Here is a 22,156-nt window from a genome sequence, read left to right as displayed (position 1 = left end):
CCCAACCCAACACATTGATTGAGTTTTTGAAATTGTTTTTGAAATTTGCCCAAAGTATTGCAATTATTAAATACCTTCACAATTCCTTGTCGGTTGGGTTAAGCGACAGCACCACCCAAGACATTGATTGAGTGTCGTCTCTCAAACCAACCTACAAATCAAGACTTTTTTCAATTTGCCAAAGGTATTGTAATTATCAATTACCTTTTTTCCCGCCTAAATTGACATAACCAACAACTTGGGTTAATTATTTCCCGTTTCAGGAAGAGTCCGTTTAAACTCATCAAGTAAATCATCCAACTCTTCCAAAGCTTGATTCACATCAACTCTTAAAGTTCCTAAATTAGGTTGTTCCAATAAATTCAGCAAGCGCTCGCGTTTACCTTGAACAGTGCTAATTCGGTCTTTAATTGTCTGAATATCCATTTTTTTGCTTCCTATTTTCAAACACTTCAAATCTAAAGTTAACGCAAAAAGTCAAAATTTCTATATCTCCTTTCCCAATTTGTCACCAATCAGGGATGATAATAAAAGATGAAAATAAATTATACTAATCTCAAATTATGCTCGGCAGAATTTCTTTAGGAACACTTGGCTTAACAATAGGGACTATACTGACCATAACAGGTTTTGTTGCCTACTTTGTAGATAATGCTACCCTCAATCTAGTGGGATTTTTCTATGGATTTCCCCTATTACTGGGAGGTTTGGCCCTAAAAGCCAATGAACTTAAACCTGTACCCTTCAGCCAAACTAGCACACCATCCATCCTCGAACTCAGGAAGCAACAAGCAACAGTCACACAGACCAAAATCCGCAAAGACATCACCCGCCACTGTTATGGGCAAAAAGCTCATTTAGATGTAGCCCTAGCCTATCTAGGTTTAAGTCCCACCGACGAAGAAAGACCAGTCGTCACCGGTTTGCGAGAAACCGAAATCAACGGTGCTTATACCTTAATTCTAGAATTTGACTCACCACTCATCACCTTTGGTACCTGGGAACAAAAGCAGGAAAAAATGACCAAATATTTTGGACCAGGTGTAGAAGTCAGCCTCAAACAACCCAGAGAGAACTACATCGAACTGTATTTGATGAAAATTTGACCTAAAGGACAAGGTAAGTAGTCGGACAAAATTAAATTCACTCGTTGAGAGAGGGAACTCTTAACTCTTAACTGGGAACAGAAAAATCAGTTGTGTAATTAATTCTGTCCCATTACTTATTGTCAGTTAAAACGGACTTCAGCTATTTGGATTTTATCTCGGTAAAACCCAAGGATTGTAAAGTTTTGTTGCAAGATACCACACTTCTGAAAAAAAACCATAGGAAAGGTGGGTTAACAATCAAGTCACCCACCAAATAAATTACCGATATTGTCGAAATCTGTAATTAACCAACATTAGTTAGTAACAACTCACGGGTTTCCGATTTTCTGACTTTTACCTGGCCATCATCATCTACATCCACAATAGCTTTATCTCCATCTGCTATTTCCCCAGATAATATCGCTTCCACCAAAGAATCTTCCAGTAGACGCATAATAGCACGGCGTAGTGGTCTAGCACCGTAGCTAGGATCATAGCCTTCCTGGACAACCTTCTCTTTAAAGGCTTCTGTCACTTCTAAAGAGATGTTCTTATCCTTGAGACGACTACCAACATCACGCAGCATGATTTTAGCAATTTGCTTGACTTCATCTTTGTTAAGTTGAGTGAAGACGATAATATCATCCACCCGGTTGAGGAATTCGGGACGGAAATAGGCTTTGAGTTCTTCGTTAACTAGGTTACGAATGCGATGATAACTAGCGTCTGCGTGATTATCAAATTCAAACCCTAAGCTGCTACCACCTTTTTCAATTACCTTAGAACCGATATTAGAAGTCAAGATAATTAATGTATTCTTGAAGTCTACTTTCCGACCTTTGGCATCCGTAAGATGACCGTCATCTAAGATTTGCAGCAGCATATTGAATACATCGGGGTGTGCTTTTTCGATTTCGTCGAATAGCAGCACTGTGTATGGTTTGCGCCGTACAGCTTCCGTTAATTGTCCACCTTCGTCGTATCCTACATAACCTGGAGGTGAACCTATCAACTTGGAAACGTTGTGGCTTTCCATGTATTCGGACATATCCAAACGCACCATTGATTCTTCCGAACCGAAGAAGTAAGCGGCTAAGGCTTTGGCTAATTCGGTTTTACCAACACCGGTTGGTCCAGAGAAGATAAAACTGGCAATGGGACGATGAGGACTTTTTAAGCCGACGCGGGCGCGACGAATAGCGCGGGAAACGGCTGTAACTGCTTGTTCTTGACCGATGAGTCTTGTATGTAAGGTGTCTTCCAGATGTAAAAGTAACTCTGATTCAGATTCAGTCAGTTTGTTGACGGGAACACCTGTCCAAGAAGCGACAATTTGGGCGATGTCTTCTTCGTTGACGAGGGGAGAGTTAACGGTTTCCTGATTTTCTTCTAAATCGAGTCTGGCTTGCAGTTCTAATTCTTGTATTCGCAATTTACCAGCTTTGGCAAAATCTTGAGTTCTGATGGCTTCAGATTTGGCTTTGGTAGCGGTGGTTAATTCCTGTTTGAGTTCCTTGTTATTCGCAATGCGGGAGTGACGTAGGCGGACAAGAGAACCAGCTTCATCAATTAGGTCAATGGCTTTGTCGGGGAGGAAGCGATCGCTAATATAACGATCTGCCAATTCAGCCGCCGCCATTACCGCTTCATCAGTAATATTAACTCTATGATGCTGTTCGTAAGCGCCGCGTAAACCATAGAGAATCTCAATAGTTTCTGCTACTGATGGTTCTCCTACCAAAACTGGCTGAAAACGTCGCTCTAGAGCCGCATCCCGTTCGATGTGTTGACGATATTCATCTAAGGTGGTCGCACCAATACACTGGAGTTCACCCCGAGCCAGAGCCGGTTTGAGGATATTAGCTGCATCCAAACCGCCTTCTGTGCCACCTGCACCCACCAAGGTATGAATTTCATCAATTACGAGGATGATGTTCCCGGCGGCGCGAATTTCGTCCATGATTTTTTTGAGGCGTTCCTCAAAATCACCCCGGAAGCGAGTTCCCGCCACTACAGACCCCATATCCAAACTAATTACTTGTTTATCAAGTAAAATTTCGGGAACGTCTTGATTGACAATCCGTTGGGCTAGACCTTCAGCGATCGCTGTTTTCCCCACACCTGGCTCACCAATCAAAACCGGGTTATTTTTAGTCCTCCGACCGAGAATTTGCACCGTTCTTTCAATTTCCGTCTGGCGACCGACTACTGGGTCTAGTCTGCCCTCCTGAGCCAGTTTGGTGAGGTTTCTGCCAAACTCCTCTATGGATAAATTTTGATTGCGCTGGGAACTACTTCTACCACCAGTGACAACCGCTGTATCTTCACCCAATCGGCTCATCACCGCCGAACGGACGACAGGTAAATCCACTCCTAGATTTTGTAATACTTTGGCGGCGACTCCTTCACCAGCCTCCGTTAAACCTAATAATAAGTGTTCAGTGTTTATGTAATTATGTCCAAGACCGTGAGCTTCTCGGAAAGATTGCTCAAACAGGCTTTTGACTTTCGGGGTAAAAGGAATTTCCGGTGGGACGAACCCAGAACCCCGGCCAATTATTTTTTCTACTTCCCGACGGGATTCTTTCAAGGTAACACCCAACTCAGCCAGTACCTTAGCAGCAACACCTGTTCCTTCTCCCATTAAACCCAGGAGAATTTGTTCTGTTCCTACAAAGTTGTGTCCCAGTCGTCGTGCTTCCTCCTGAGCTAACATGATTACCCTAATGGCTTCGGAAGTGAAGTGTTCAAACATAGCGGGTTCTTTCCCTCGTGCTGCTTGGACTTTGGGTGAGATATAAGTTCACCCTCATCTAAAGTTTCTTGTATTTTCTTAAAGATAATGTATCTTTATTTTAAGCTGAATGGCAGTAGTGAGAGCCGTAAGTGACAAGGCGTAGTTGCCGTCATTCACGAAATTATGGTGGATAATTAGCAATGGTCGAGATTTTGGCTCTTGAGTTGTTGATGGCTTGCTAACTTCGTACAGGTATTAATGATGACAGAAATTTCCGGCGGTAAAGACCAACAACATCCACTCTACAACCGCGATCGCCCCCTTATTGATATTTTACTCGCTCAAGACGCAAGCGATTACAATTTATCAGAATTAGCTAGACTAAAAATTCGTTATCAAGGTTTCCCCGGTGCGCGAGACATCCAAAGCAACTTGGATAAAGTTTTGCAACGCTGGGGTTTAACTGAAGCTGAACTATTTGCCAAAACCCGTCAAATCCATGATACAGGCGGAGTTTACAAAAGTCGCGGCAAAAAAGATGAGCAGGATTGGAATTAAGGAGTCAGGAGTCAGGAGTTCAGGCGTTCAGGCGTTCAGGAGTCAGGAGTCAGGAGTCAGGAGTCAGGAGAAAGAAAGAAGAAAATTCTTTTCCCTGTCACCTGTCAACTGTTCCCTGTCACCTGTCACCTGTCACCTGTCAACTGTTCCCTGTCACCTGTCACCTGTCACCTGTCACCTGTCACCTGTCACCTGTCACCTGTCAACTGTTCCCTGTCACCTGTCAACTGTTCCCTGTCACCTGTCAACTGTTCCCTGTCACCTGTCACCTGTCAACTGTTCCCTGTCACCTGTCACCTGTCACCCGTCACCTGTCACCTGTCACCCGTCACCTGTCACCTGTCACCTGTCACCTGTCACCTGTTCCCTGTCACCTGTCACCTGTCACCTGTCACCTGTCACCTGTCACCTACTCCCTTCTCTCGATATTCTCGGAGTTTCTGGAGGAGTTGTTCTTGGGATGAATTGGGTGGTTCTGTAGGTGGTTGAGAGGTTGTTTCCACCTTCTCTGCTATTCTGGGTTGGGGATTTATCACTAATATTTGTTTTTGAGGAACAGGTGCGGTAATTACTACCTTTGATTGATTCGCATCAGCTTTGAGAGCATCTAGAGTTACAGCTACTTTGGTTTTTTCCTGGATGTCTTTGCTAGAAGAAACTAATTTACTCAGGGCATTTACCAATCGCAGCATATTTTGACGAAACTTAGGATCGCCGGTTAATTCATCTAAATCAGCGGTAATTTTTTGGGTATTCTCAAATGTAGCTCTCGCCGCATCTAATGTTTGTTGCAATAAAACAATGTTTTTTGGATCATTTAAATTTTTAGAGGCATCTTTTAAATTCACAGAAGCTTCGGCTGCATTTGCTGATAGGGTTTCTAAATTGGTTAATAATTTTCCTTGAGTTAAGCGATTAATAGCAGGTGATAAACTTGTAACTGTTTGTCTAAGTTGGTTGCTTGTCTCCGTTACACTATTTAAAGTACCAACTAAAGAAGAACGATTAGTCGTGATCAGATTGTCTAAATTTGTCAGTAAGCGACCTGCTTGTTTAGCTGTGACGCTGAAATCTTTAGCCGTCGTCCCTAATTGATCTGCGGTTTTATTAGCAGTTGCAGTTAATTGGGTTGTGGAGCGTTGTAATGTAGATGCTGTTCCAGTAAATACATTTACTTGTCCTTTGAAGGTTTTGCTCAAATCCTGTAAATCCTTACTTAAATCGGCGATATTAGCAGCAGCATTAGCCGAGGTTTCTAAGGTGCGATTCACATTTTTATAGAACTTTTCGTTACTATATTGAGCCGCAAAAATAGTTGATTGACGCATCAGTTCATCTACACTGATACCAATTATTCCTCTTAAGCGAGAACCATTACAAATAATCAAGCTAGAATTACAGTCTTTATCTAGAGGTTTGGCGGATAACTTTCCTGGTAAATCTCCTTTAGGAGTAATTTCAATAATATTTTCGCTAATTAATCCACTTTGATTAGCTTCAATGAGGGAATTACTGGGAATGATTAAATCAGGGGAGTTAATTTGAATTTCCACATCAATGGCGTTTGTTCCGGGTTGAACCTTGGTGATAGTTCCCACCTTCACACCCCGAAACCGGACGGCTGAACCCTTTTGCATTCCCCCAGCGTTAGCAAATTCGATAATGGCTTTGTAAGAAGCTTCTCCGGGGGTGATTCTATTTAACCACAGTAAAATTACTCCAAATGCGCCTAAACCTACCAGGAGCAACAATCCGACAGAACCTTCTCTCATCATGCGTGCAGACGTGAAACTGCTAATTAGACCTCGCATTTATTCCTCCACTGATAGCGTTAAACCCAGCAATTTTATTTGATTTGGTACTTAACCAACTACTTGAATTGGTCCATGTACACTTCCACTCATAAATTGTCTAATTAGGGGATTTTCTGTGTGGTCTAAGGCAACCACTGTACCTTGCCATTGGACTTTTCCTTGATAAAGAAATACTATTTGATCGGATGTCCGGCGAATAGTGCTTTCTTGGTGAGTGACAATGGAGTAGGTACTACAGACTCCTTGTGTATTTTGTAGGTCACGGATTAAGTCCTCAATTACCGTTGAGGCAATGGGATCTAATCCGGCTGTAGGTTCATCGTATAATAAAACCTCGGGACTATCTGTAGTCCGTTGAGGATTTGACATAATAGCACGAGCAAAACTGACTCTTTTTCGCATTCCTCCAGAAAGTTCTGATGGGTAGAGGTGACTAATATCTGCTAGTCCTACCAATTCTAATTTTTGATTGACTAATTCCCGAATGTGCGATCGCTTGAGTCGAGAATGTTGATAAAGTAGAAATCCAATGTTTTCCTCGACTGTCAAGGAGTCAAATAGGGCCGCTTGCTGAAATACCATGCCAATTCCCACTGGATCAGCAGCATCTTCTATTAAACCTTCTCTGCGTACTCCTTGAATATAAATTTCTCCCTCATCAGGTTTTAATAATCCGGCTATGATCCTTAAAACCGTTGATTTGCCAGTTCCTGAAGGGCCAATTATTCCTAGTGCTTGTCCTCGGTATATCTTTAAATCAACATGATCTAAAACCTTATTGTTACCAAAAGTTTTAGAAATACCTTTTAATTCAATTAATGGTTCTAATGTTTCTATCATTGCTGGTTAGTAATTAATTAAATTCTCACCTGTCACCTATAATATTTGGTAAATTACGTTATTTTCCCATTTTACTCAAGTTTATGTCTCCTTATCCTAGTTTAGTTACTGTTTCCGCACTTGTACTATATTTTGTGGTAACAATTAATGTTGGTATAGCTAGAGCTAAATATCAAGTTCCTGTACCGCAAACTACAGGAAACCTCGATTTTGAAAGAGTGCTAAGGGTACAACAAAATACCTTGGAACAACTGGCTTTATTTATTCCGGCCTTATGGTTGTTTTCTATTTACGTTAGTCCTATTTGGGGTTCTGTTCTGGGTACTGCTTGGATAGTAGGAAGAATTGCTTATGCTTGGGGATATTATCAAGCTGCTGAAAAACGCGGTCCCGGTTTTGCAATTAGTTCTCTCAGCGGTATGGTGCTAATTCTTGGTTCCCTGGTGGGGATTATTTTATCTATGGTGAATCCCCGATAAATCTATAATAGGGTTTGCTGATAGCGAAGCGTGGCGTAAGCCATAAAAGTTATCTGTGATAGCGCAGCGTGACGTAAGTCATGGGCTAGGAGTCAGGAGTCGGGAGGAAGAATTAGAAGAAGAGAAGAATAGTCTTGAATCTATTTTGGTGTGGTTACATCTATCCATCTCAACATTAATTGGGTGAGGATGGTAAACTTAAAGCTGTCAAACTGTTGTTTAAAGAGCTAGTTTTATCCAGAAAAAGTCTAGACTGAATGAAGTAAAAGCTTTTTCATCCCGTGGAGAATCACAGTTGTGAAGTTACAGCGACCAATATTAGTGGGAGGACTAGGACTATCGTTCTCCCTATGGATGTTAGACAGTTGGCATGATTCAATAGTGCAAGTAGGAGAATTCGGACTCCTGAGTGCAATGGCTGTCGCTGGCGGTTTGTGGTTATTCAATAAAAATCAACCCCAATTAGGTGAACAGCAAAATGATACAGTTGTTAGCCGGGGAGTCGTGGAACAGGCGATCGCTCAAACCGAAGTAATAATTAATCAACTCACCCAAGAAGCAGCCAATCATCCTCACCTAGCAATTCTCCGCGAAAACCTCGCTAAATTGCCCTTAGAACTAGATAGAAAGGAAATTGTTGTTGCCGTTACTGGTGGTAAGTTCGTAGGTAAAAGTACAGTTATTGAAGTTCTCAAAACTGCTCCAACCCTTCCAGGAATGTCCTTGCATTTTGCGGAAACAGCACCTTTATTTTCCGTAGCTGGTGAAAATTCCGATGTTGTCACCTTATCAGAAATGCAGAAATCTGATTTTGTCTTATTTCTGACCAACGGTGATTTAACAGATTCAGAATTTCAGGTTTTACAACAGCTAAAAGCCGCAAAACAACTAAGTTTGCTGGTTTTCAACAAACAAGATCAATATCAACCTGATGAACGCGCTACAGTTCTCCAATCATTAAAACAGCGCGTGGGTGCAAATGTAGTGGCGACGGCGGCTTCTCCCGTACCTGTAAAAGTGCGAAAATATCAAGAAGATGGTTCTTTCCGGGAATGGATAGAACAACCAACGCCAGATATCCAGCAGTTGACACAACAGTTACAGGAAGTAGTCCGACAGCGGGGAGAACAGCTAGTTTGTCATACTACAAATCGCAAAGTATTATTATTGAAAGCTGAAGCTAAAAATTGTTTAAATGGTGTAAGAAGAGGGCAAACTACACCATTTATAGAACAATATCAGTGGATTGCAGCGGCGGCGGCATTTGCTAATCCTGTACCTGCTTTAGATATTCTTGCAACTGCGGCGATTACTGCTCAAATGGTGATAGATTTGGGTAATATATATCAGCAGAAAATTTCCTTAGAACAAGCACAACAAGTAGCGGGAACTATGGGAAGTTTAATGTTGAAATTAGGTTTGGTGGAACTTTCCACTAGGGCTGTAACAGGTATTCTGAAAACTAATGTTGCTACCTTTGTCGCCGGAGGAATGGTAGAAGGCGTTAGTGCTGCTTACCTGACAAGAGTAGCCGGATTAAGTTTAGTGGCGTATTTTGAACAGCAAGAAATTGCTTTAGGATCGGGAAGCGCTTTAAATCTCGACAAACTGCGTCAAGTCTTGCAAACTGTATTCCAGCAAAATCAAAAAATGGCTGTTTTGGAAGCTTTCGTCAAGCAAGGTGTGAAGCGGTTGTTACCGGAAGCCAAACCAGTAGAAGTTGTGGCTTAATCTTCCAAATTCCTGACTTCTTTAAGAAGTCGGGGATATCAATACTGTATTCGGAGTTCGGTGTTCGGTGTTCAGGATTTCAGGAGTTCGGAGTTCGGTGTTCAGGATTTCAGGAGAAAGAAGAAAGAAGAAAGAAGAAAATTCCTTCCCTGTCACCTGTCCTCGTGGAGCAGCACCTGTCACCTCTCCTCACAGACAACTTATTCAGCAAACCCTAATTACAGCCAATAATTCACTAGGATGATGAATTAAAAAATCTGGGTTTTGTTGGCTGAGGGCTTCGGAAGAATTAAAACCCCAACTGACAGCGACCACTTTGATATTGGCTTTTTTAGCAGATTCTATATCTCTAGTTTCATCACCGACATAAATTACTGCTTCAGGTTTGAAATGTTTTTGTCGCAACACATTATTAATAATTGTGGTTTTACCAAAAATAGTTACTCCTGAATAAATAAAGTCAAACAAATAGTCTAAGTTATGACATTTGAGAAATTGATTGACGTTTTCTTGGGAGTTAGAGGTAATAATTCCCAGGTGATAACCTTGATTGTGGAGTTCTATTAATGCGGTATTAATTCCCTCAATAGGTTTTAATTCTGGAATTTTATGTTTTAATTCTCCTTTTACTTTTTTAACCATAAAAGGAATTTTGAATAGGGAAATACCAGAATATTTAATAATTTCTCTGGCTGTTAAATTTCTCAATAGGACTAGTTCTTGCGAATTAATCGGCACATATCCAAATTCCAAGGCTAAACGATTGGCAATAGTTACAAGAGCATCTACTGTATCAGCAATCGTCCCATCGAAATCAAAAATTATTACTTTCTGGGTCATTATTATGCCTGGATTTGTCAAGATTAGCGCGAGCATTACGTCGTAACATTTCTGGTTTAATGCGTCGCAAGGCTGAAGCTGTGAATCTTTGATTCCACTCCTCGTTTGATATTTGGGCTAATTCTACCAGCTTCGGGGCTAAATTCCCAGGATATGGTTGAAGATCCTTGACATTAGTTGGTTGAGCAAATCGCTGATTCCAAGGACAAATATCTTGACAAATATCGCAACCTGCTATCCATCCTTGCAAATGGGGTGTGATATTTGCAGGGAGTTCTTCGGCACGGTTTTCAATGGTATGATAGGCAATGCAGCGATTAGCATCTACGATAAAGGGTGCGGTAATTGCACCTGTCGGACAGGCTTGCAGACAACGAGTACAGGTGCCACAATGTTGGGTGGATGGGCGATCGCTTTCTAGCTCCAGATTGGTCAATATTTCTGCCAAGAACACCCAAGAACCATATTTCCTGGTAATCACATTCCCGTTTTTAGCAATCCAACCAATGCCGGCTTTTTGCGCCCATACTTTATCTTGGACTGGACCTGTATCTGCATAATAACGGGCTTTGACATTTTCACCCAGAGATTCTAGCCAAGTAGCTAGTTCTTTGAGCTTTTTGTGCATAACTTTATGATAATCTCTTCCCCAGGCATAACGGGAAATTTTGCCATATTCATCGCCCTGGGGACGTTGATGGGGGGTATAATAATTCAAAGCTACAGATATGAGCGATCGCACTTCTGGCATCACTAAACGAATATCCTCACGCTTGGGATTTTTCATCCATTCCATGTCAGCGTGATAACCCATCTTTAACCAAGCTTGCAATTTTTCTGTCTCTGTGGTTTCTAAATCGCTGACAGCAGCAATTCCTACTTCGTGAAATCCCAATTCTTTGGCTTTTGCTTTCACTACTGCGCTACTAATTAATGTATTTTCATTCATGTTTCATGATGATAATTTTTTAGGAAATAATTAATATTTTTGGTGGGTTATTTGTTGCTAACCCACTGTTTTAACTGATTCAATAACCGCCTGCTGAAAATTTCATTTAAGAATCTTCTGGAAACACCCACTTTGGTGGTTCTGACATTTTTTTCCGCAGTCTTTCTTCAGCTATTTCTAGCATTTTGTCTAAAGAAGTTTCTTCGATGAATTTTGAAGCTGATTCTCGATACTCGACATTGGGACATTTATCACCTAAAACACACCCGTTGACACAGGCTTCAGCACAGTTAATTTTTTGTTCCACAGTCAATTCCTCTCTAATGTGGGTGTTTTTATCTTGTACATAAATTTTACAACAACACTTGGGAAGCGTAAAGCTTGATCAGTTCCAGGAAAGTAGTGATACCAAATGTAAGATGAGGCTGAATAGAATCAGATTTCCAGAATATTTGAACGCAGATAAACGCAGATAAACACAGATAAATAATGGATTTCGTGATTTTGTGCCACCTCACATAAAGTTGGTATTAACTCAAGTTGCTAGTTATCTAATTGAGGTTGGTAATGGGTAATTGGTGATGAAAATAGAGATTTCATCCTTTAATCCTGGACATCCTGATAGCGAAGCGTGGCGTTAGCCATTTCTGACAATGTACCTAACTAGCAACTTACGTTATTACTTATTTTTCGTTGCTAATTCTGGATTTAACCTTTGTGCCAGCGTGTTCCTTCTTTGCTATCTATTAAACTAATACCTTTTGTTAATAGTTGATCACGAATTCTATCAGATTCGGCAAAATTTTTGGCTTTTCTTGCTGCTTGTCTTTGTTGAATTAGTTCCTCAATTTCCACATCGCTTAAACCATCCTGTGCAGGTGTTTCTGTTTCTGGTTTAGCAGTTAAACCTAAAACATTGGCTAATGTAATTAAAGTTTGCCATTTTTCCAGTAATTCATGGGCAGAAGTTGCTGTTTTGCCTTGATGAACAATAATATTTCCTTCCCGAATTAATTCTTTGGCTAATTCAAAAATTACTGCTAATCCACCGGGGAAATTAAAATCATCATCAACAGCTTCTTTAAATTTATCAATCTCCGAATTTTGGATTTTAGATTTGGGATTTTGGATGAGGTTAGATTCATCCCACCCTAATTTTTTACCATGTTGATAACCGAAGAGTAATCCTTCTTTGATAGTATGCCAGCCGTTAGTTGCTGCTAATATAGCATCATCGGTAAAATCTATAGGTTTGCGATATTGTGCCATCATCACAAACAACCTTACCGCCATTGGGTCTACACCCCGATCTAATAATTGACGAATGGTGATAAAATTACCCAAAGATTTGGACATTTTTTCCCCATCTACCTTCACCATGCCATTGTGTAACCAATAATTAGCTAAAGGTTTGCCAGTGACAGCTTCCGATTGAGCAATTTCGTTTTCATGGTGAGGGAAAATTAAGTCAGCACCACCAGCATGAATATCTATAGTATCACCCAGGCGATCGCGCACCATCGCCGAGCATTCAATATGCCATCCTGGACGACCTTTTCCCCAGGGAGACTCCCACGCAGGTTCACCAAGTTTTGCAGCCTTCCACAGGGCAAAATCAAAGGGGTATCGCTTCTTTTGATATTCGGCATCTTCCACATTTACCCGTTCACTCGCACCAGCTTGCATATCCTCCAACTTGCGTCCCGAAAGTTTGCCATACTCAGCAAAACTTTGGACAGCATAATACACATCACCATTGGATGGATATGCAAAACCCTTGTGTTCTAAATCGTGAATTAATCTTTGAATCCCATTCATTGTATGAGTCGCGCGGGGATATTCATCAGCCTCTTTAATCCCCAACCGGGACATATCCTCAAAATAAGCTTGAATATAGCGTTCTGCAACAACTTCCATCGAAGAATCTTCTTCCCGTGCGCGTTTAAGAATTTTATCATCAATATCAGTAAAATTTTGGATATAACGCACATCATAACCAATAAACTCAAGGTAACGACGCACCACATCCCAAACAATACAAGCTCTAGCATGACCCAAATGGCAGTAATCATAAACCGTCACACCGCAGTAATACATTTTCACCTTTCCAGGTTCAACGGTGGTAAATTGTTCTTGACGACGGGTCAGAGTATTGTAAATAGATAGGGTCATAATAGAGTAATGCGGAAATCGGACGATAAACAATAATAACCCAAGTTGATGACAATGGCGTAAATGAAAATTTTAGTAGCTAATAATTGGCTATAATTCTTATTAGTAAAACTCCGTAATCTTGTTCAGCACTTACGCTACTGGCAAATTGGTAGGGTGCGTCAGACTGCATAAATCTTGTAAATAAACAGATTATTAATATCTGACGCACCCTACAACTATAAGTAGGTGAACACAATGCAGCTTCATCTTAATTTAGTGTTACTCTAATGCCGAGTGGACAAAATCAAGATAAAATTTAGAGTACACCAAAATCCTCCTTCATGACTATGCCAACAACAGTTAATTCCGAATCTCACGCAATGGAAGTTGCCAAGCAAGGTTTACCAGTTACCATTATTACAGGTTTTCTTGGTAGTGGTAAGACCACTTTACTCAACCATATTCTCACAAATCAGCAAGGGGTGAAAACTGCGGTTTTAGTGAATGAATTTGGCGAAATTGGCATTGATAATGAATTAATTATTTCCACTGACGAAAACATGGTAGAATTAAGTAATGGTTGTATTTGCTGCACCATTAATAATGACTTAATTGATGCTGTTTACAAAGTTTTAGAAAGAGAAGAAAAGCTAGATTATCTAGTTGTAGAAACAACAGGTTTAGCAGATCCTTTACCTGTGGCTATGACATTTCTAGGTTCAGAATTACGAGATCTAACTCGGTTAGATTCTATTATTACTGTAGTTGACGCGGCAAATTATAGCTTAGATTTATTCAATTCTGAAGCTGCTTTGAGTCAAATTACTTATGGTGATGTAATTATTCTCAATAAAACTGATTTGGTTGATGAACCAACCTTACAGGATTTGGAGAAAAAAATTAACAATATCAAAGAAGGTTCCAGAATTATTCGCACAACAAAATCCCAAGTTCCCCTGCCTTTGATTCTGAGTGTTGGGTTGTTTGAATCTGATAAATATTTTGATAACCACGCAGAAGAACATCATGATCATGATCACCATGATCATGCTGATTGTGGACATGAACATCACGACGATCATGATCATTCTACCTGTGGACATGACCACCATGATCATGAACATCATCACCATTCTGACCATTTAGAAAATGATGGTTTTCTCTCTATTTCTTTCCAAAGTGATAAACCTTTTTCGATTAGAAAGTTTCAACATTTTCTAGATAACCAATTACCCACAAATGTCTTCCGTGCTAAGGGGATTATGTGGTTTGAGGAAAGTCCACAACGGCATATTTTCCATCTTTGCGGTAAACGGTTTACTATTGATGATGATCAATGGAAAGGTGAGAAGAAAAATCAATTAGTGTTAATTGGTCAAAATCTAGATACCGAAACCTTACTCCAGCAGTTAGAAAACTGTATTTGTCTTCCTTTAGTAACTGGAGGTAAGGGATTTGGGAAGTAGTAATTAGGTAATGAAATAGTAGTAGGTTGGGTTGACTTTAGGAAACCCAACATTTCCCAAAACTAACAAGTAGAGAGAAAGCTGATTTTCAATTCAATGTGACAAAAATCTAACTTGCTAGAAGCATCAAAGACTTTAAATAAAGATTGATTTCCACAGATAAAAAGTCACTAAACTGATCATGACTTTTGATAAAATCAGGCTGTTCTTGTCCTTCGCAATATCAGTAACTTGGTGGGTTATCACCTTCTGAAAGTCTAAAAAAGCTGAACTGATATCCCTGGTGCATGAAAAATACAAAAGCATCTCCTGGTAAAGTTTGAGGAAAATCATTTTCTACTAAAAGTTGTTTAGCCCATTCTTGAATTTGTGGCAAATGCTGGTAGAAGCAATCTGAACCACGTAAAAATTTACCTGCCCCATGCCCCATCATTTTCAGAAATTCTTTGTAAGTGCTGGGTAGATTAATACCTTTTTGTCGTTCAAGTTGAATTATTTCCAAATCTGAACATGGGGAAAGATGTGTGTATTAAAAAGGGGCATTTTAGACAAATACCCCATTAATATTGTTTACAATGCCAATTTTTTCAAATACCTTAAACTGATTTTGCCGTTGGTGTTGCTTCTACTGCTGGTTCTACAGTTGGTTCTGCTGTTGCTTCCGGTTCTAGATCTGGTAAACCATAGATGGAACGATAAAGTTTATCGTATTCTTTAGCCGATTCATACCAACTGAAGTTTGCACTCATCCCCCGTTTTTGTAATTCTTGCCATTGGGGTTTGAAACGGAAACCCTCCCAAGCGCGAATCATACAGGTAAAGAGGTCTAGGGGTTCATAGCGGTCAAAGCAATAACCTGTACCGATTTCATTGACTGGATCATAGTGACTGACGGTATCAACTAATCCTCCGGTGCGACGGACAATGGGAACAGAACCGTAACGCAAGGCCATCATTTGACTGATGCCGCAGGGTTCAAAGCGGCTAGGCATTAAAAAGGCATCTGTACCAGCGTAAATGCGACGGGAAAGGGCATCATTATACAGGAGGTAGGTGGCCATGCGTCCAGGATAACGGGATGCGAGTTGCCACATTTGGGTTTCATAATAGCGATCGCCTGTTCCCAAAAGGACAAATTGAGCATCTGTATAAGCCATGAAACGGTCAAGGATTTGTAATACTAAATCCATCCCCTTCTGCTCTACTAACCTTGTCACCATGCCGATGAGAAAAGCATTAGAATTAACTTCTAAACCCACCTCTTCTTGCAGAGCTATTTTATTAGCTTTGCGTTGATCAAGGGTATCTATGGTAAAGGTTTGGTTAATGTATTTATCATTGGCAGGATCATAAATATCAGTATCTATGCCGTTAATTATGCCTGATAATTTGCCACTAACAAAAGATAATAACCCTTCTATTTGTTCACCATAGGCAGGTGTTTTGATTTGTTCGGCATAGGTGGGAGAAACTGTATTGACTTTATTGGCAAACTGGACTGCGGCAGCCATTGTATTATGTCCTTGCATATACCAGGGACACCAAGTAATTTTCTCTAAATACCAACGCCAAGGTCCTTGATAAGCGAGGTTATGAATTGTGAAGACACTAGTAATATCTGGAGATTGATTCAACCAAACAGGTAACATTCCTGTGTGCCAATCATGACAATGGACAATTTCTGGTTTCCAGTAATTCCAGCAAAATTCCGCCGCGCCATTGGCAAAGAAGGTAAATCTCCAATCTTCATCTTCTCCACCATAAATCCGCCGGGGGAGGAAAACTGGATGTCCAAATAAATACAAAGGAACATCAGTTCCCGGCAGAACACCTTCATAAACAGAGAAGTCCTGGAACATGGCAGACCCCTTCCAAATAGGTTCTTTGGGAACTGGCATTTTGTCGGGAACAAAGCCATAGTAAGGCATGAAAATCCTTACATCATGACCCATTGCTCTTAAGACTTTGGGTAATGCACCTACAACGTCCCCCATGCCGCCAACTTTGGCAATGGGAGCGGCTTCTGCGGCTACAAATAAAATTTTCATGGTAATTGGTAATTGGTAATTGGTAATTGGTGATTGGTGATTGGTGATTGGTGATTGGTGATTGGTGATTGGTGATTGGTAATTGGGTAATTAAACTCTCTTTTCTTTTCTTCTCTTAACTGTCACCTGTCACCTGTCACCTGTAAACTATCACCCTATGATCCTCGTTGAATCTCGGTAAAGATTTTTTCTAGGATTTCTGTAGCGCCTTGTTCTCTGAGAATGCCAGCTAGTTGTGCGCCTAATTTTTCAGCATCAGCAGCCGCACCGATGACGGTATCTTTAACTATTTTTTGACCATCAACACTGGCGACAAGACCTTTTAATATTAATTGATCACCAGTGATTTCTGTATTTACACCAATAGGAACTTGACAACCGCCTTCTAAAACTCGTAAAAATGATCTTTCTGCTAAACAGCGATCGCGTGTTTGCGGGTGTTCAATAGCTTTCAGCAAGGCAATTACTTCCTCATCATCAGCACGGCATTCTATCCCCAAAGCACCTTGTCCAACGGCATGGAGGGAGACTTCGGGTTTGAGAATTTGATGGATGCGATCGCTCATTTCCAATCTTTCTAAACCAGCTACTGCTAAAATTAAAGCATCATACTCACCAGCATCCAATTTATCCATGCGTGTGATCAAATTTCCCCGCACATCCTTAAACGTAAAATGAGGGAACTTATGGCGTAACTGTGCCAATCTTCGCAAAGAAGAAGTCCCAATTACCGCACCGGCTGGTAAAGTCTCCAGTGTTTCACCCTGATACTTTTCATGCAGCACCACCGCGTCTGCGGGGTTTTCTCGTTCTGTAATCGCTGCTAGGGTCAACCCTGCTGGTAAATTAGTGGGTAGATCCTTGAGAGAATGCACGGCAAAATCAATCTCTTTATTGATCATGCCCAATTCCAGTTCTTTAGTAAATAGTCCTTTATCGCCAATTTTAGCCAAGGCTACATCTAGGATTTTGTCCCCTTGGGTAGACATGGTATGGACTTCAAAAGTAATATCGGGAAAGCTTTTCTGGAGTTCCGCTTGTACCCAGTATGTTTGAACTAAAGCTAGTTGGCTTTTACGTGAACCAATACGAATAGTGCGTGCAGAACTAGAAACTGAAGTCATAAAACTATTTGTCAAACCAAGCGATAAATTAACATTTATCTAGACTACCGCAGGGAGTGACTTACTGGATTAAATCGAGATAATTCTGTGAAGATTTTGTGTGCCAGTAACTTTACATTTATTTACAATTTATAGAAATAGATGCAATAATAATAGATCCCCGACTTCTCCAAGAAGTCGGGGATCTGGAAATTAGAATATAATCAAGTTTACAAAAGATTAGGTGTAACCGAAGTTTGGTTTTTCAAAACAATTAATTTCCAGTTGATCATCGGCGCGTTGAAAGTTATGAATTGGTTGAAAAAAGTGAATTATTACCAAACTTAGATTTGTCAATTTTGGCGAAATATGTAGTCGCAGATGATCCTTTCGATGCAGCTTGAGAATTCCGGGAGAAAATCAAAGAAATGGTAAATTAGATTATTCCTGGTCCTTTACCTCGCTTATCAAAATCCTCTGTTAATAGACCTGTTTTATCTTCATTTACTTCTCGCAATTCCTGTATCCGTTCGGCTTTTTCTTGTTCTGCTACCTCCCGCGCATCACCAGGAACTTCATAATACATTTCCGGTTCAACTGCATAATTATTTAACAACCCCTCTTTGTCCATAGTATAACCGTCCGTCGTCCGAATACTGTTAATATCAGTTTGGTCATTAGTGGACGCACTGGCAAGATCCTCTTCAGTTGGCAGGTGTTTATAATTTGCTCCCTCTCTTTTCATTCGTGCTGCTGTTTCTGCGGGAATTATGCCCCGATCATAGGTATCTGTGCTAATCTTTTCATTCATATAATTAGCCCTTTTTTCAGCATTACACAAACCAGATTATAATTTTCTATTCAATAAACCTACTACCTTTAGGAATAATTGCCAAAAATACTTTTATAAAAATTTATCTATCTAGGGATTGCTGAAAAAGTTGTCTGTGAGGGCAGGGAACTCTTAACTCTTAACAGGGAACAGTTTTAACTGTCTGGATATCCTCAATTTTCCAAATCCGACAAAGAAAAATGCAATTCATTTTGAGACACCATTAACCAAAACCTTGCACTTTTTTGTGGTAAAAATCCGCGGAACCCTTTGTTAATAAATGGTTTTAGGTTTATATGGCTAACGCCACGCTACGCTATCAGCAAGCCCTAAGCTGTTACGCAGCTAAATTTGATAACCATAATTTACTTGAACTTTGTAGTGCGGGCATCTTGCCCGCTAGAATTATACAAACTAAATGCACAACAGCTTATCTAGAGTTTGCTGAAAAAGTGGAAAAAGGCAAAAAAAATAACCCCTCTACTTGTAGTAGAGGGGGTTTACAAAACTTAATATCCGCCTTCTTCTTCGTATTCCACTTGTCGTTCCTTGACCTTCTTGGGAATATTTACAGGCTTTGGTGCATCATCCCACGCATCACCTTCTAGATCATCATCATAGTCATCATACTGGTCAGTGTAGGTCTTTTTGGCAGGTTTGGCTTCGTATCTAGGGGCTTCCTGATAACTATCCCTTACGGTCGCATCACTCCAGTTATCTTCTTCGTCTTCTTCATACTGAATTGACTCGTAAGAACGGGCTTTCATGACTTGACGCTGAGGTCTTTCTTCTTCTACATAGTCTTCTGTCCATTCCTCTTCTTGGGCTATGGGTTCAGGAATGCGGACTTTGGGACGGGGTGGTTGGAGAGGAACACCACTAGGTAATTGATTACTGGGTGCAACTGTCCGAGGGGCGCTATAGCCAAATTCTTCTTCTGCGTCTCTTTCCCAAGGGGCTTTACCAATTCCCAACCGTTCTAAAACGCCCACTGTTAATTGGTTTACTCTTTCTTCAGCACCTTCAAATACAATTAACCGACTAGGCCCGGTGCTAACTACTTCATCAATAGATAGTTCGTAGGTACTCAAAAACTGGTCAGGAATTTGGGGTAAACCCAAGGAGGCAATGACGATAGAGTATATTTTACCCGTTTCGCTATTAAATTTAAAGCCTCTCACTTTCCCTAAAACTTCACCTGTTTCTGTGATTACTTCCCAGTTCATCAGGTTACTGAGAATCTCCACTTCTACATCTTCAATGACATCCTCGTTATCAACTAAGACAACATCACCGATTTGGTTGATGGTGTTGAGATACATATTGCGAGGCAAACTAGAAATAGAGATGAGGCTGTCTCGCAGACTAAGCGCCACAACCTCTCTTTGATCAACATCAACCCAAATCTGACTCACGATACCTAACCGCTTACCGTTGTCGCGGGTGATTACCTGAGTGTTTAATATATCGGAACGTCTAATTACTTGTTCTGAGGTCATTCTATAGGTCGTCCTGTTCGCTTAGCGTGCCGTAGGCAATCTCGAATCTGGTTTATGTATATGTCTATTTTTAACAGAAATTTGTCAGTTGTCAGTTGTCATTGGTAAGATGAATTTTCATGGCTCTTCGGTACTTGTTATGCTAAATTACCAGTCGCTAATAGGGAACTCTTAACTGGGAACAGGGCAAAGAGAAGAAATTTTGCCATAATATTCAAAAGTATGGCTTATTTCTTTGACACAGCAAGCTTTATGAGATTTCTTGGTTCAGATTTTGCAAATTATATATTATGTACTCAAGAGCCATTTTATTACCTTTCTTGCCTCTGTCCTCATTAGATGATTGCAACTTAATACCCAAAACTTGAGTATAAGCACTTCTGGCTTGAGTTACGCCAATTGTGCGCTGTGCTGATTATATCATCGGACGGCGCAAACTCACAACTATAAACTGTGCCTGTTCTGCCTGTTGTTTGATCATTCTAGCTAATCGTTCCACGTTTGCCCTTTGAAGAGGATGTAAATCTGGCAGCTTTGATAGGTTCTGATGATGATAATCTCGGAGCTATTGACACTCTCAGGGCTAAAGAGGATACTTTCACTCTTTGGGGGGCTTGTGGTGCGATTCGCCGTGATATCTTCTTATCTAAGTAGGTTAGCCTTGAAAATCGTCCTTATGGCAAGGCAAGAGGCAATAGTGAAGAGGGTTTGGGGGATTTTACTTTTCTTTACACAGATTGGTTTTATTGTGTTCACCTACTTATGGGGGGCTTTGATAAAACTTATCGTTGTCCCTGTGTGAAAGATATTGAATTAGGCTATCGGTTTACGAGTAGTGGGCATAAATCTAGATGATGATTTATAATCATTTCGGGTGTTGAAGAAAACGAAACACGGAGGACACAGAGAAAAATGCAACGGGCTATTCTATCCGGGGATTTACAGTTTAAACAAGTTAGCTGGGTGAGTTTTTTTGCTGATTTCCTATTAGCTGGTATGGTTTTTGGTCCTGCTATTGCACCTTTTCTGGCTGCGTCTGGCGTGTTTTTGCTTCCCGGTATTGCGGATATTATTTACTTTATGGGTAATCATGTGTGTCCGCAGCCTACTATGGGTTTGGAGTTAGCACCACCTTTTATTATGGCAGTTTGTATGCGCTGTTATGGAACGGTTTCAGGTTTATTGATAACCCGAATTTTGTATGCGGTAACTAATGGCAAAGGCGTTTTTTGGTTAAGTCAATATGGTTGGACTGGTGCGGCTTTTGCTAGTGTTTTCATGATGGCTTATCCCTGGGAATTAGCAGCACAGATTTTAAGTTTATGGGATTTTAATAATTATATTGTTACACCTTTTGGTTTGATTACGGGTTTGGCTTGGGGTTTATTTACTATGCCAATTCTGCATTTTCGTAGATGATAAAGTGGGTTGGGTTGGAACCCACACTCCGCAGATGTGACTCAGATTGTTGATATTTTTGAAAAATTCCAGTCAGGAAAATTTTATCTACCTAATTTTTCTGGCTGAGGTTAACAAGCCATCATCAATTTCGCCTTTTCCTTAACTTGTCACCCATGATCTTGGATTGATCAATATATTTATGTTTGCCATAAAGATGAAGCGATGTGGTGCGATCGCTCTATGTCCCAGTTGACAATCCTGAAATATGGATGATCGCCTTCCGTGGGGTTAAAGTCGGTAATGCGATCGCAAAGTCTATTAATTGGCATTATTCGCTCAAATTCTTTTAATAGCTTCCTGTGATAAACCAGTTGATTGTGCAATAATTTCTATAGCTATGTTTTGCTCTTTCAATGCTTTGGCAACTTTCTCAATACCCTTCTCAATACCTTTCTCAATACCCTTCTCAATACCCTTCTCAATGCCGACTTTCTCACCTTCTTCAAAGGCTGTATCAAATACATTTTTCACTTCTAAATACTGCACTAAACTCTTCTTATATTGTTCATACTGCTCCACATTTAAGTGAGATATTTCCGCTATTTCAAACCCTTTCT

22 protein-coding genes and 2 pseudogenes are annotated in these 22,156 nt (G+C 40.4%); 8 read left to right on the top strand and 16 right to left on the bottom strand.

What is annotated here, in order from left to right; translation table 11 throughout:
* Positions 1-243: 243 nt before the first annotated feature.
* Positions 244-426, bottom strand: coding sequence for a hypothetical protein (locus IQ226_RS18645; RefSeq protein WP_193897778.1), 183 nt, complete (start codon positions 424-426; stop codon positions 244-246).
* Between the two features lie 137 nt (positions 427-563).
* Here IQ226_RS18645 and IQ226_RS18640 point away from each other — a divergent pair, with 137 nt between their 5' ends.
* On the top strand, positions 564-1,106 hold the full coding sequence (locus tag IQ226_RS18640) for a DUF2854 domain-containing protein (RefSeq protein WP_193897776.1): 543 nt from the start codon (positions 564-566) through the stop codon (positions 1,104-1,106).
* 286 nt (positions 1,107-1,392) lie between these two features.
* Here the strand turns inward: IQ226_RS18640 and IQ226_RS18635 are convergent, their stop codons facing one another.
* Positions 1,393-3,843: an ATP-dependent Clp protease ATP-binding subunit gene (locus IQ226_RS18635; RefSeq protein WP_193897774.1), complete on the bottom strand. Its 2,451-nt coding sequence runs from the start codon at positions 3,841-3,843 to the stop codon at positions 1,393-1,395.
* 243 nt (positions 3,844-4,086) lie between these two features.
* Here IQ226_RS18635 and IQ226_RS18630 point away from each other — a divergent pair, with 243 nt between their 5' ends.
* A complete protein-coding gene (locus tag IQ226_RS18630; RefSeq protein WP_193897789.1) occupies positions 4,087-4,383 on the top strand; it encodes a DUF3288 family protein in 297 nt (98 codons plus the stop codon).
* A gap of 398 nt (positions 4,384-4,781) precedes the next feature.
* Here IQ226_RS18630 and IQ226_RS18625 read toward each other — a convergent pair whose 3' ends face one another.
* Positions 4,782-6,194, bottom strand: coding sequence for an MlaD family protein (locus IQ226_RS18625; protein ID WP_193897772.1), 1,413 nt, complete (start codon positions 6,192-6,194; stop codon positions 4,782-4,784).
* 51 nt (positions 6,195-6,245) lie between these two features.
* Positions 6,246-7,037 (bottom strand): ABC transporter ATP-binding protein, encoded by a 792-nt coding sequence (locus tag IQ226_RS18620; RefSeq protein ID WP_193897770.1) that lies wholly within the window; start codon positions 7,035-7,037, stop codon positions 6,246-6,248.
* 83 nt (positions 7,038-7,120) lie between these two features.
* On the opposite strand from IQ226_RS18620, the gene IQ226_RS18615 reads away from it, so the two are divergent.
* The 3 genes from IQ226_RS18615 to IQ226_RS18610 all read left to right on the top strand — a co-directional run bounded on the left by IQ226_RS18615 (position 7,121) and on the right by IQ226_RS18610 (position 9,247).
* Entirely contained in the window at positions 7,121-7,516 is a 396-nt protein-coding gene (locus IQ226_RS18615; protein ID WP_193897768.1) for an MAPEG family protein, read from the top strand.
* A gap of 55 nt (positions 7,517-7,571) precedes the next feature.
* A complete protein-coding gene (locus IQ226_RS25660) occupies positions 7,572-7,703 on the top strand; it encodes a hypothetical protein (protein ID WP_255539983.1) in 132 nt (43 codons plus the stop codon).
* A gap of 110 nt (positions 7,704-7,813) precedes the next feature.
* Positions 7,814-9,247: a DUF697 domain-containing protein gene (locus tag IQ226_RS18610; protein ID WP_193897766.1), complete on the top strand. Its 1,434-nt coding sequence runs from the start codon at positions 7,814-7,816 to the stop codon at positions 9,245-9,247.
* Positions 9,248-9,451: 204 nt separating this feature from the next.
* On the opposite strand, the gene IQ226_RS18605 is transcribed toward IQ226_RS18610, so the two are convergent.
* The 4 genes from IQ226_RS18605 to cysS all read right to left on the bottom strand — a co-directional run bounded on the left by IQ226_RS18605 (position 9,452) and on the right by cysS (position 13,208).
* Positions 9,452-10,087, bottom strand: coding sequence for an HAD-IA family hydrolase (locus tag IQ226_RS18605; protein ID WP_193897764.1), 636 nt, complete (start codon positions 10,085-10,087; stop codon positions 9,452-9,454).
* Positions 10,062-11,036: a tRNA epoxyqueuosine(34) reductase QueG gene (gene queG, locus IQ226_RS18600; protein ID WP_193897762.1), complete on the bottom strand. Its 975-nt coding sequence runs from the start codon at positions 11,034-11,036 to the stop codon at positions 10,062-10,064. Before queG ends, IQ226_RS18605 begins: the two co-directional genes overlap by 26 nt.
* Positions 11,037-11,142: 106 nt before the next feature.
* Positions 11,143-11,343, bottom strand: a complete 201-nt coding sequence (locus IQ226_RS18595; protein WP_193897760.1) for a hypothetical protein — start codon at positions 11,341-11,343, stop codon at positions 11,143-11,145.
* A 401-nt stretch (positions 11,344-11,744) separates the two neighbouring features.
* Positions 11,745-13,208 carry a cysteine--tRNA ligase gene (cysS, locus tag IQ226_RS18590; protein WP_193897758.1) on the bottom strand — a complete coding sequence of 488 codons (1,464 nt, stop codon included), beginning with the start codon at positions 13,206-13,208 and terminating at the stop codon, positions 11,745-11,747.
* Between the two features lie 329 nt (positions 13,209-13,537).
* On the opposite strand from cysS, the gene IQ226_RS18585 reads away from it, so the two are divergent.
* Entirely contained in the window at positions 13,538-14,656 is a 1,119-nt protein-coding gene (locus IQ226_RS18585; RefSeq protein WP_193897787.1) for a GTP-binding protein, read from the top strand.
* Between the two features lie 223 nt (positions 14,657-14,879).
* Here IQ226_RS18585 and IQ226_RS18580 read toward each other — a convergent pair whose 3' ends face one another.
* From IQ226_RS18580 to IQ226_RS26030, 6 genes and pseudogenes are all read right to left on the bottom strand, one after another.
* Positions 14,880-15,158, bottom strand: a complete 279-nt coding sequence (locus tag IQ226_RS18580; RefSeq protein ID WP_228039536.1) for an SMI1/KNR4 family protein — start codon at positions 15,156-15,158, stop codon at positions 14,880-14,882.
* 94 nt (positions 15,159-15,252) lie between these two features.
* The gene (gene glgA / locus IQ226_RS18575; RefSeq protein WP_193897756.1) at positions 15,253-16,704 is read right to left on the bottom strand and encodes a glycogen synthase GlgA; all 1,452 of its coding nucleotides are present in this window, start codon (positions 16,702-16,704) and stop codon (positions 15,253-15,255) included.
* A 155-nt stretch (positions 16,705-16,859) separates the two neighbouring features.
* Positions 16,860-17,828, bottom strand: a complete 969-nt coding sequence (gene hemC / locus IQ226_RS18570; protein WP_193897754.1) for a hydroxymethylbilane synthase — start codon at positions 17,826-17,828, stop codon at positions 16,860-16,862.
* 415 nt (positions 17,829-18,243) lie between these two features.
* Entirely contained in the window at positions 18,244-18,618 is a 375-nt protein-coding gene (locus tag IQ226_RS18565) for a hypothetical protein (protein WP_193897752.1), read from the bottom strand.
* A 530-nt stretch (positions 18,619-19,148) separates the two neighbouring features.
* The gene (locus IQ226_RS18560; RefSeq protein WP_193897750.1) at positions 19,149-20,138 is read right to left on the bottom strand and encodes a PRC-barrel domain-containing protein; all 990 of its coding nucleotides are present in this window, start codon (positions 20,136-20,138) and stop codon (positions 19,149-19,151) included.
* 334 nt (positions 20,139-20,472) lie between these two features.
* Positions 20,473-20,652 (bottom strand): annotated as a pseudogene (locus tag IQ226_RS26030) (hypothetical protein); the annotation flags it as partial.
* On the opposite strand from IQ226_RS26030, the gene IQ226_RS18555 reads away from it, so the two are divergent.
* Complete coding sequence (locus IQ226_RS18555; protein ID WP_193897748.1) at positions 20,640-20,792, top strand: hypothetical protein; 153 nt, start codon at positions 20,640-20,642, stop codon at positions 20,790-20,792. The pseudogene IQ226_RS26030 and the gene IQ226_RS18555 overlap by 13 nt on opposite strands.
* A gap of 258 nt (positions 20,793-21,050) precedes the next feature.
* On the top strand, positions 21,051-21,557 hold the full coding sequence (locus IQ226_RS18550; protein WP_193897746.1) for a DUF2085 domain-containing protein: 507 nt from the start codon (positions 21,051-21,053) through the stop codon (positions 21,555-21,557).
* A 179-nt stretch (positions 21,558-21,736) separates the two neighbouring features.
* On the opposite strand, the gene IQ226_RS25655 is transcribed toward IQ226_RS18550, so the two are convergent.
* Entirely contained in the window at positions 21,737-21,868 is a 132-nt protein-coding gene (locus tag IQ226_RS25655) for a hypothetical protein (RefSeq protein WP_255539982.1), read from the bottom strand.
* 7 nt (positions 21,869-21,875) lie between these two features.
* Positions 21,876-22,156: pseudogene (locus IQ226_RS18545) on the bottom strand (hypothetical protein); the annotation flags it as partial.

It is taken from the genome of Dolichospermum sp. LEGE 00240, from assembly GCF_015207875.1.
In the GTDB taxonomy this organism is placed as follows: Bacteria; Cyanobacteriota; Cyanobacteriia; order Cyanobacteriales; family Nostocaceae; genus Dolichospermum; species Dolichospermum gracile.
Note: the sequence above shows the minus strand (reverse complement) of the source record. Positions and strands in the feature narration are given on the sequence as shown.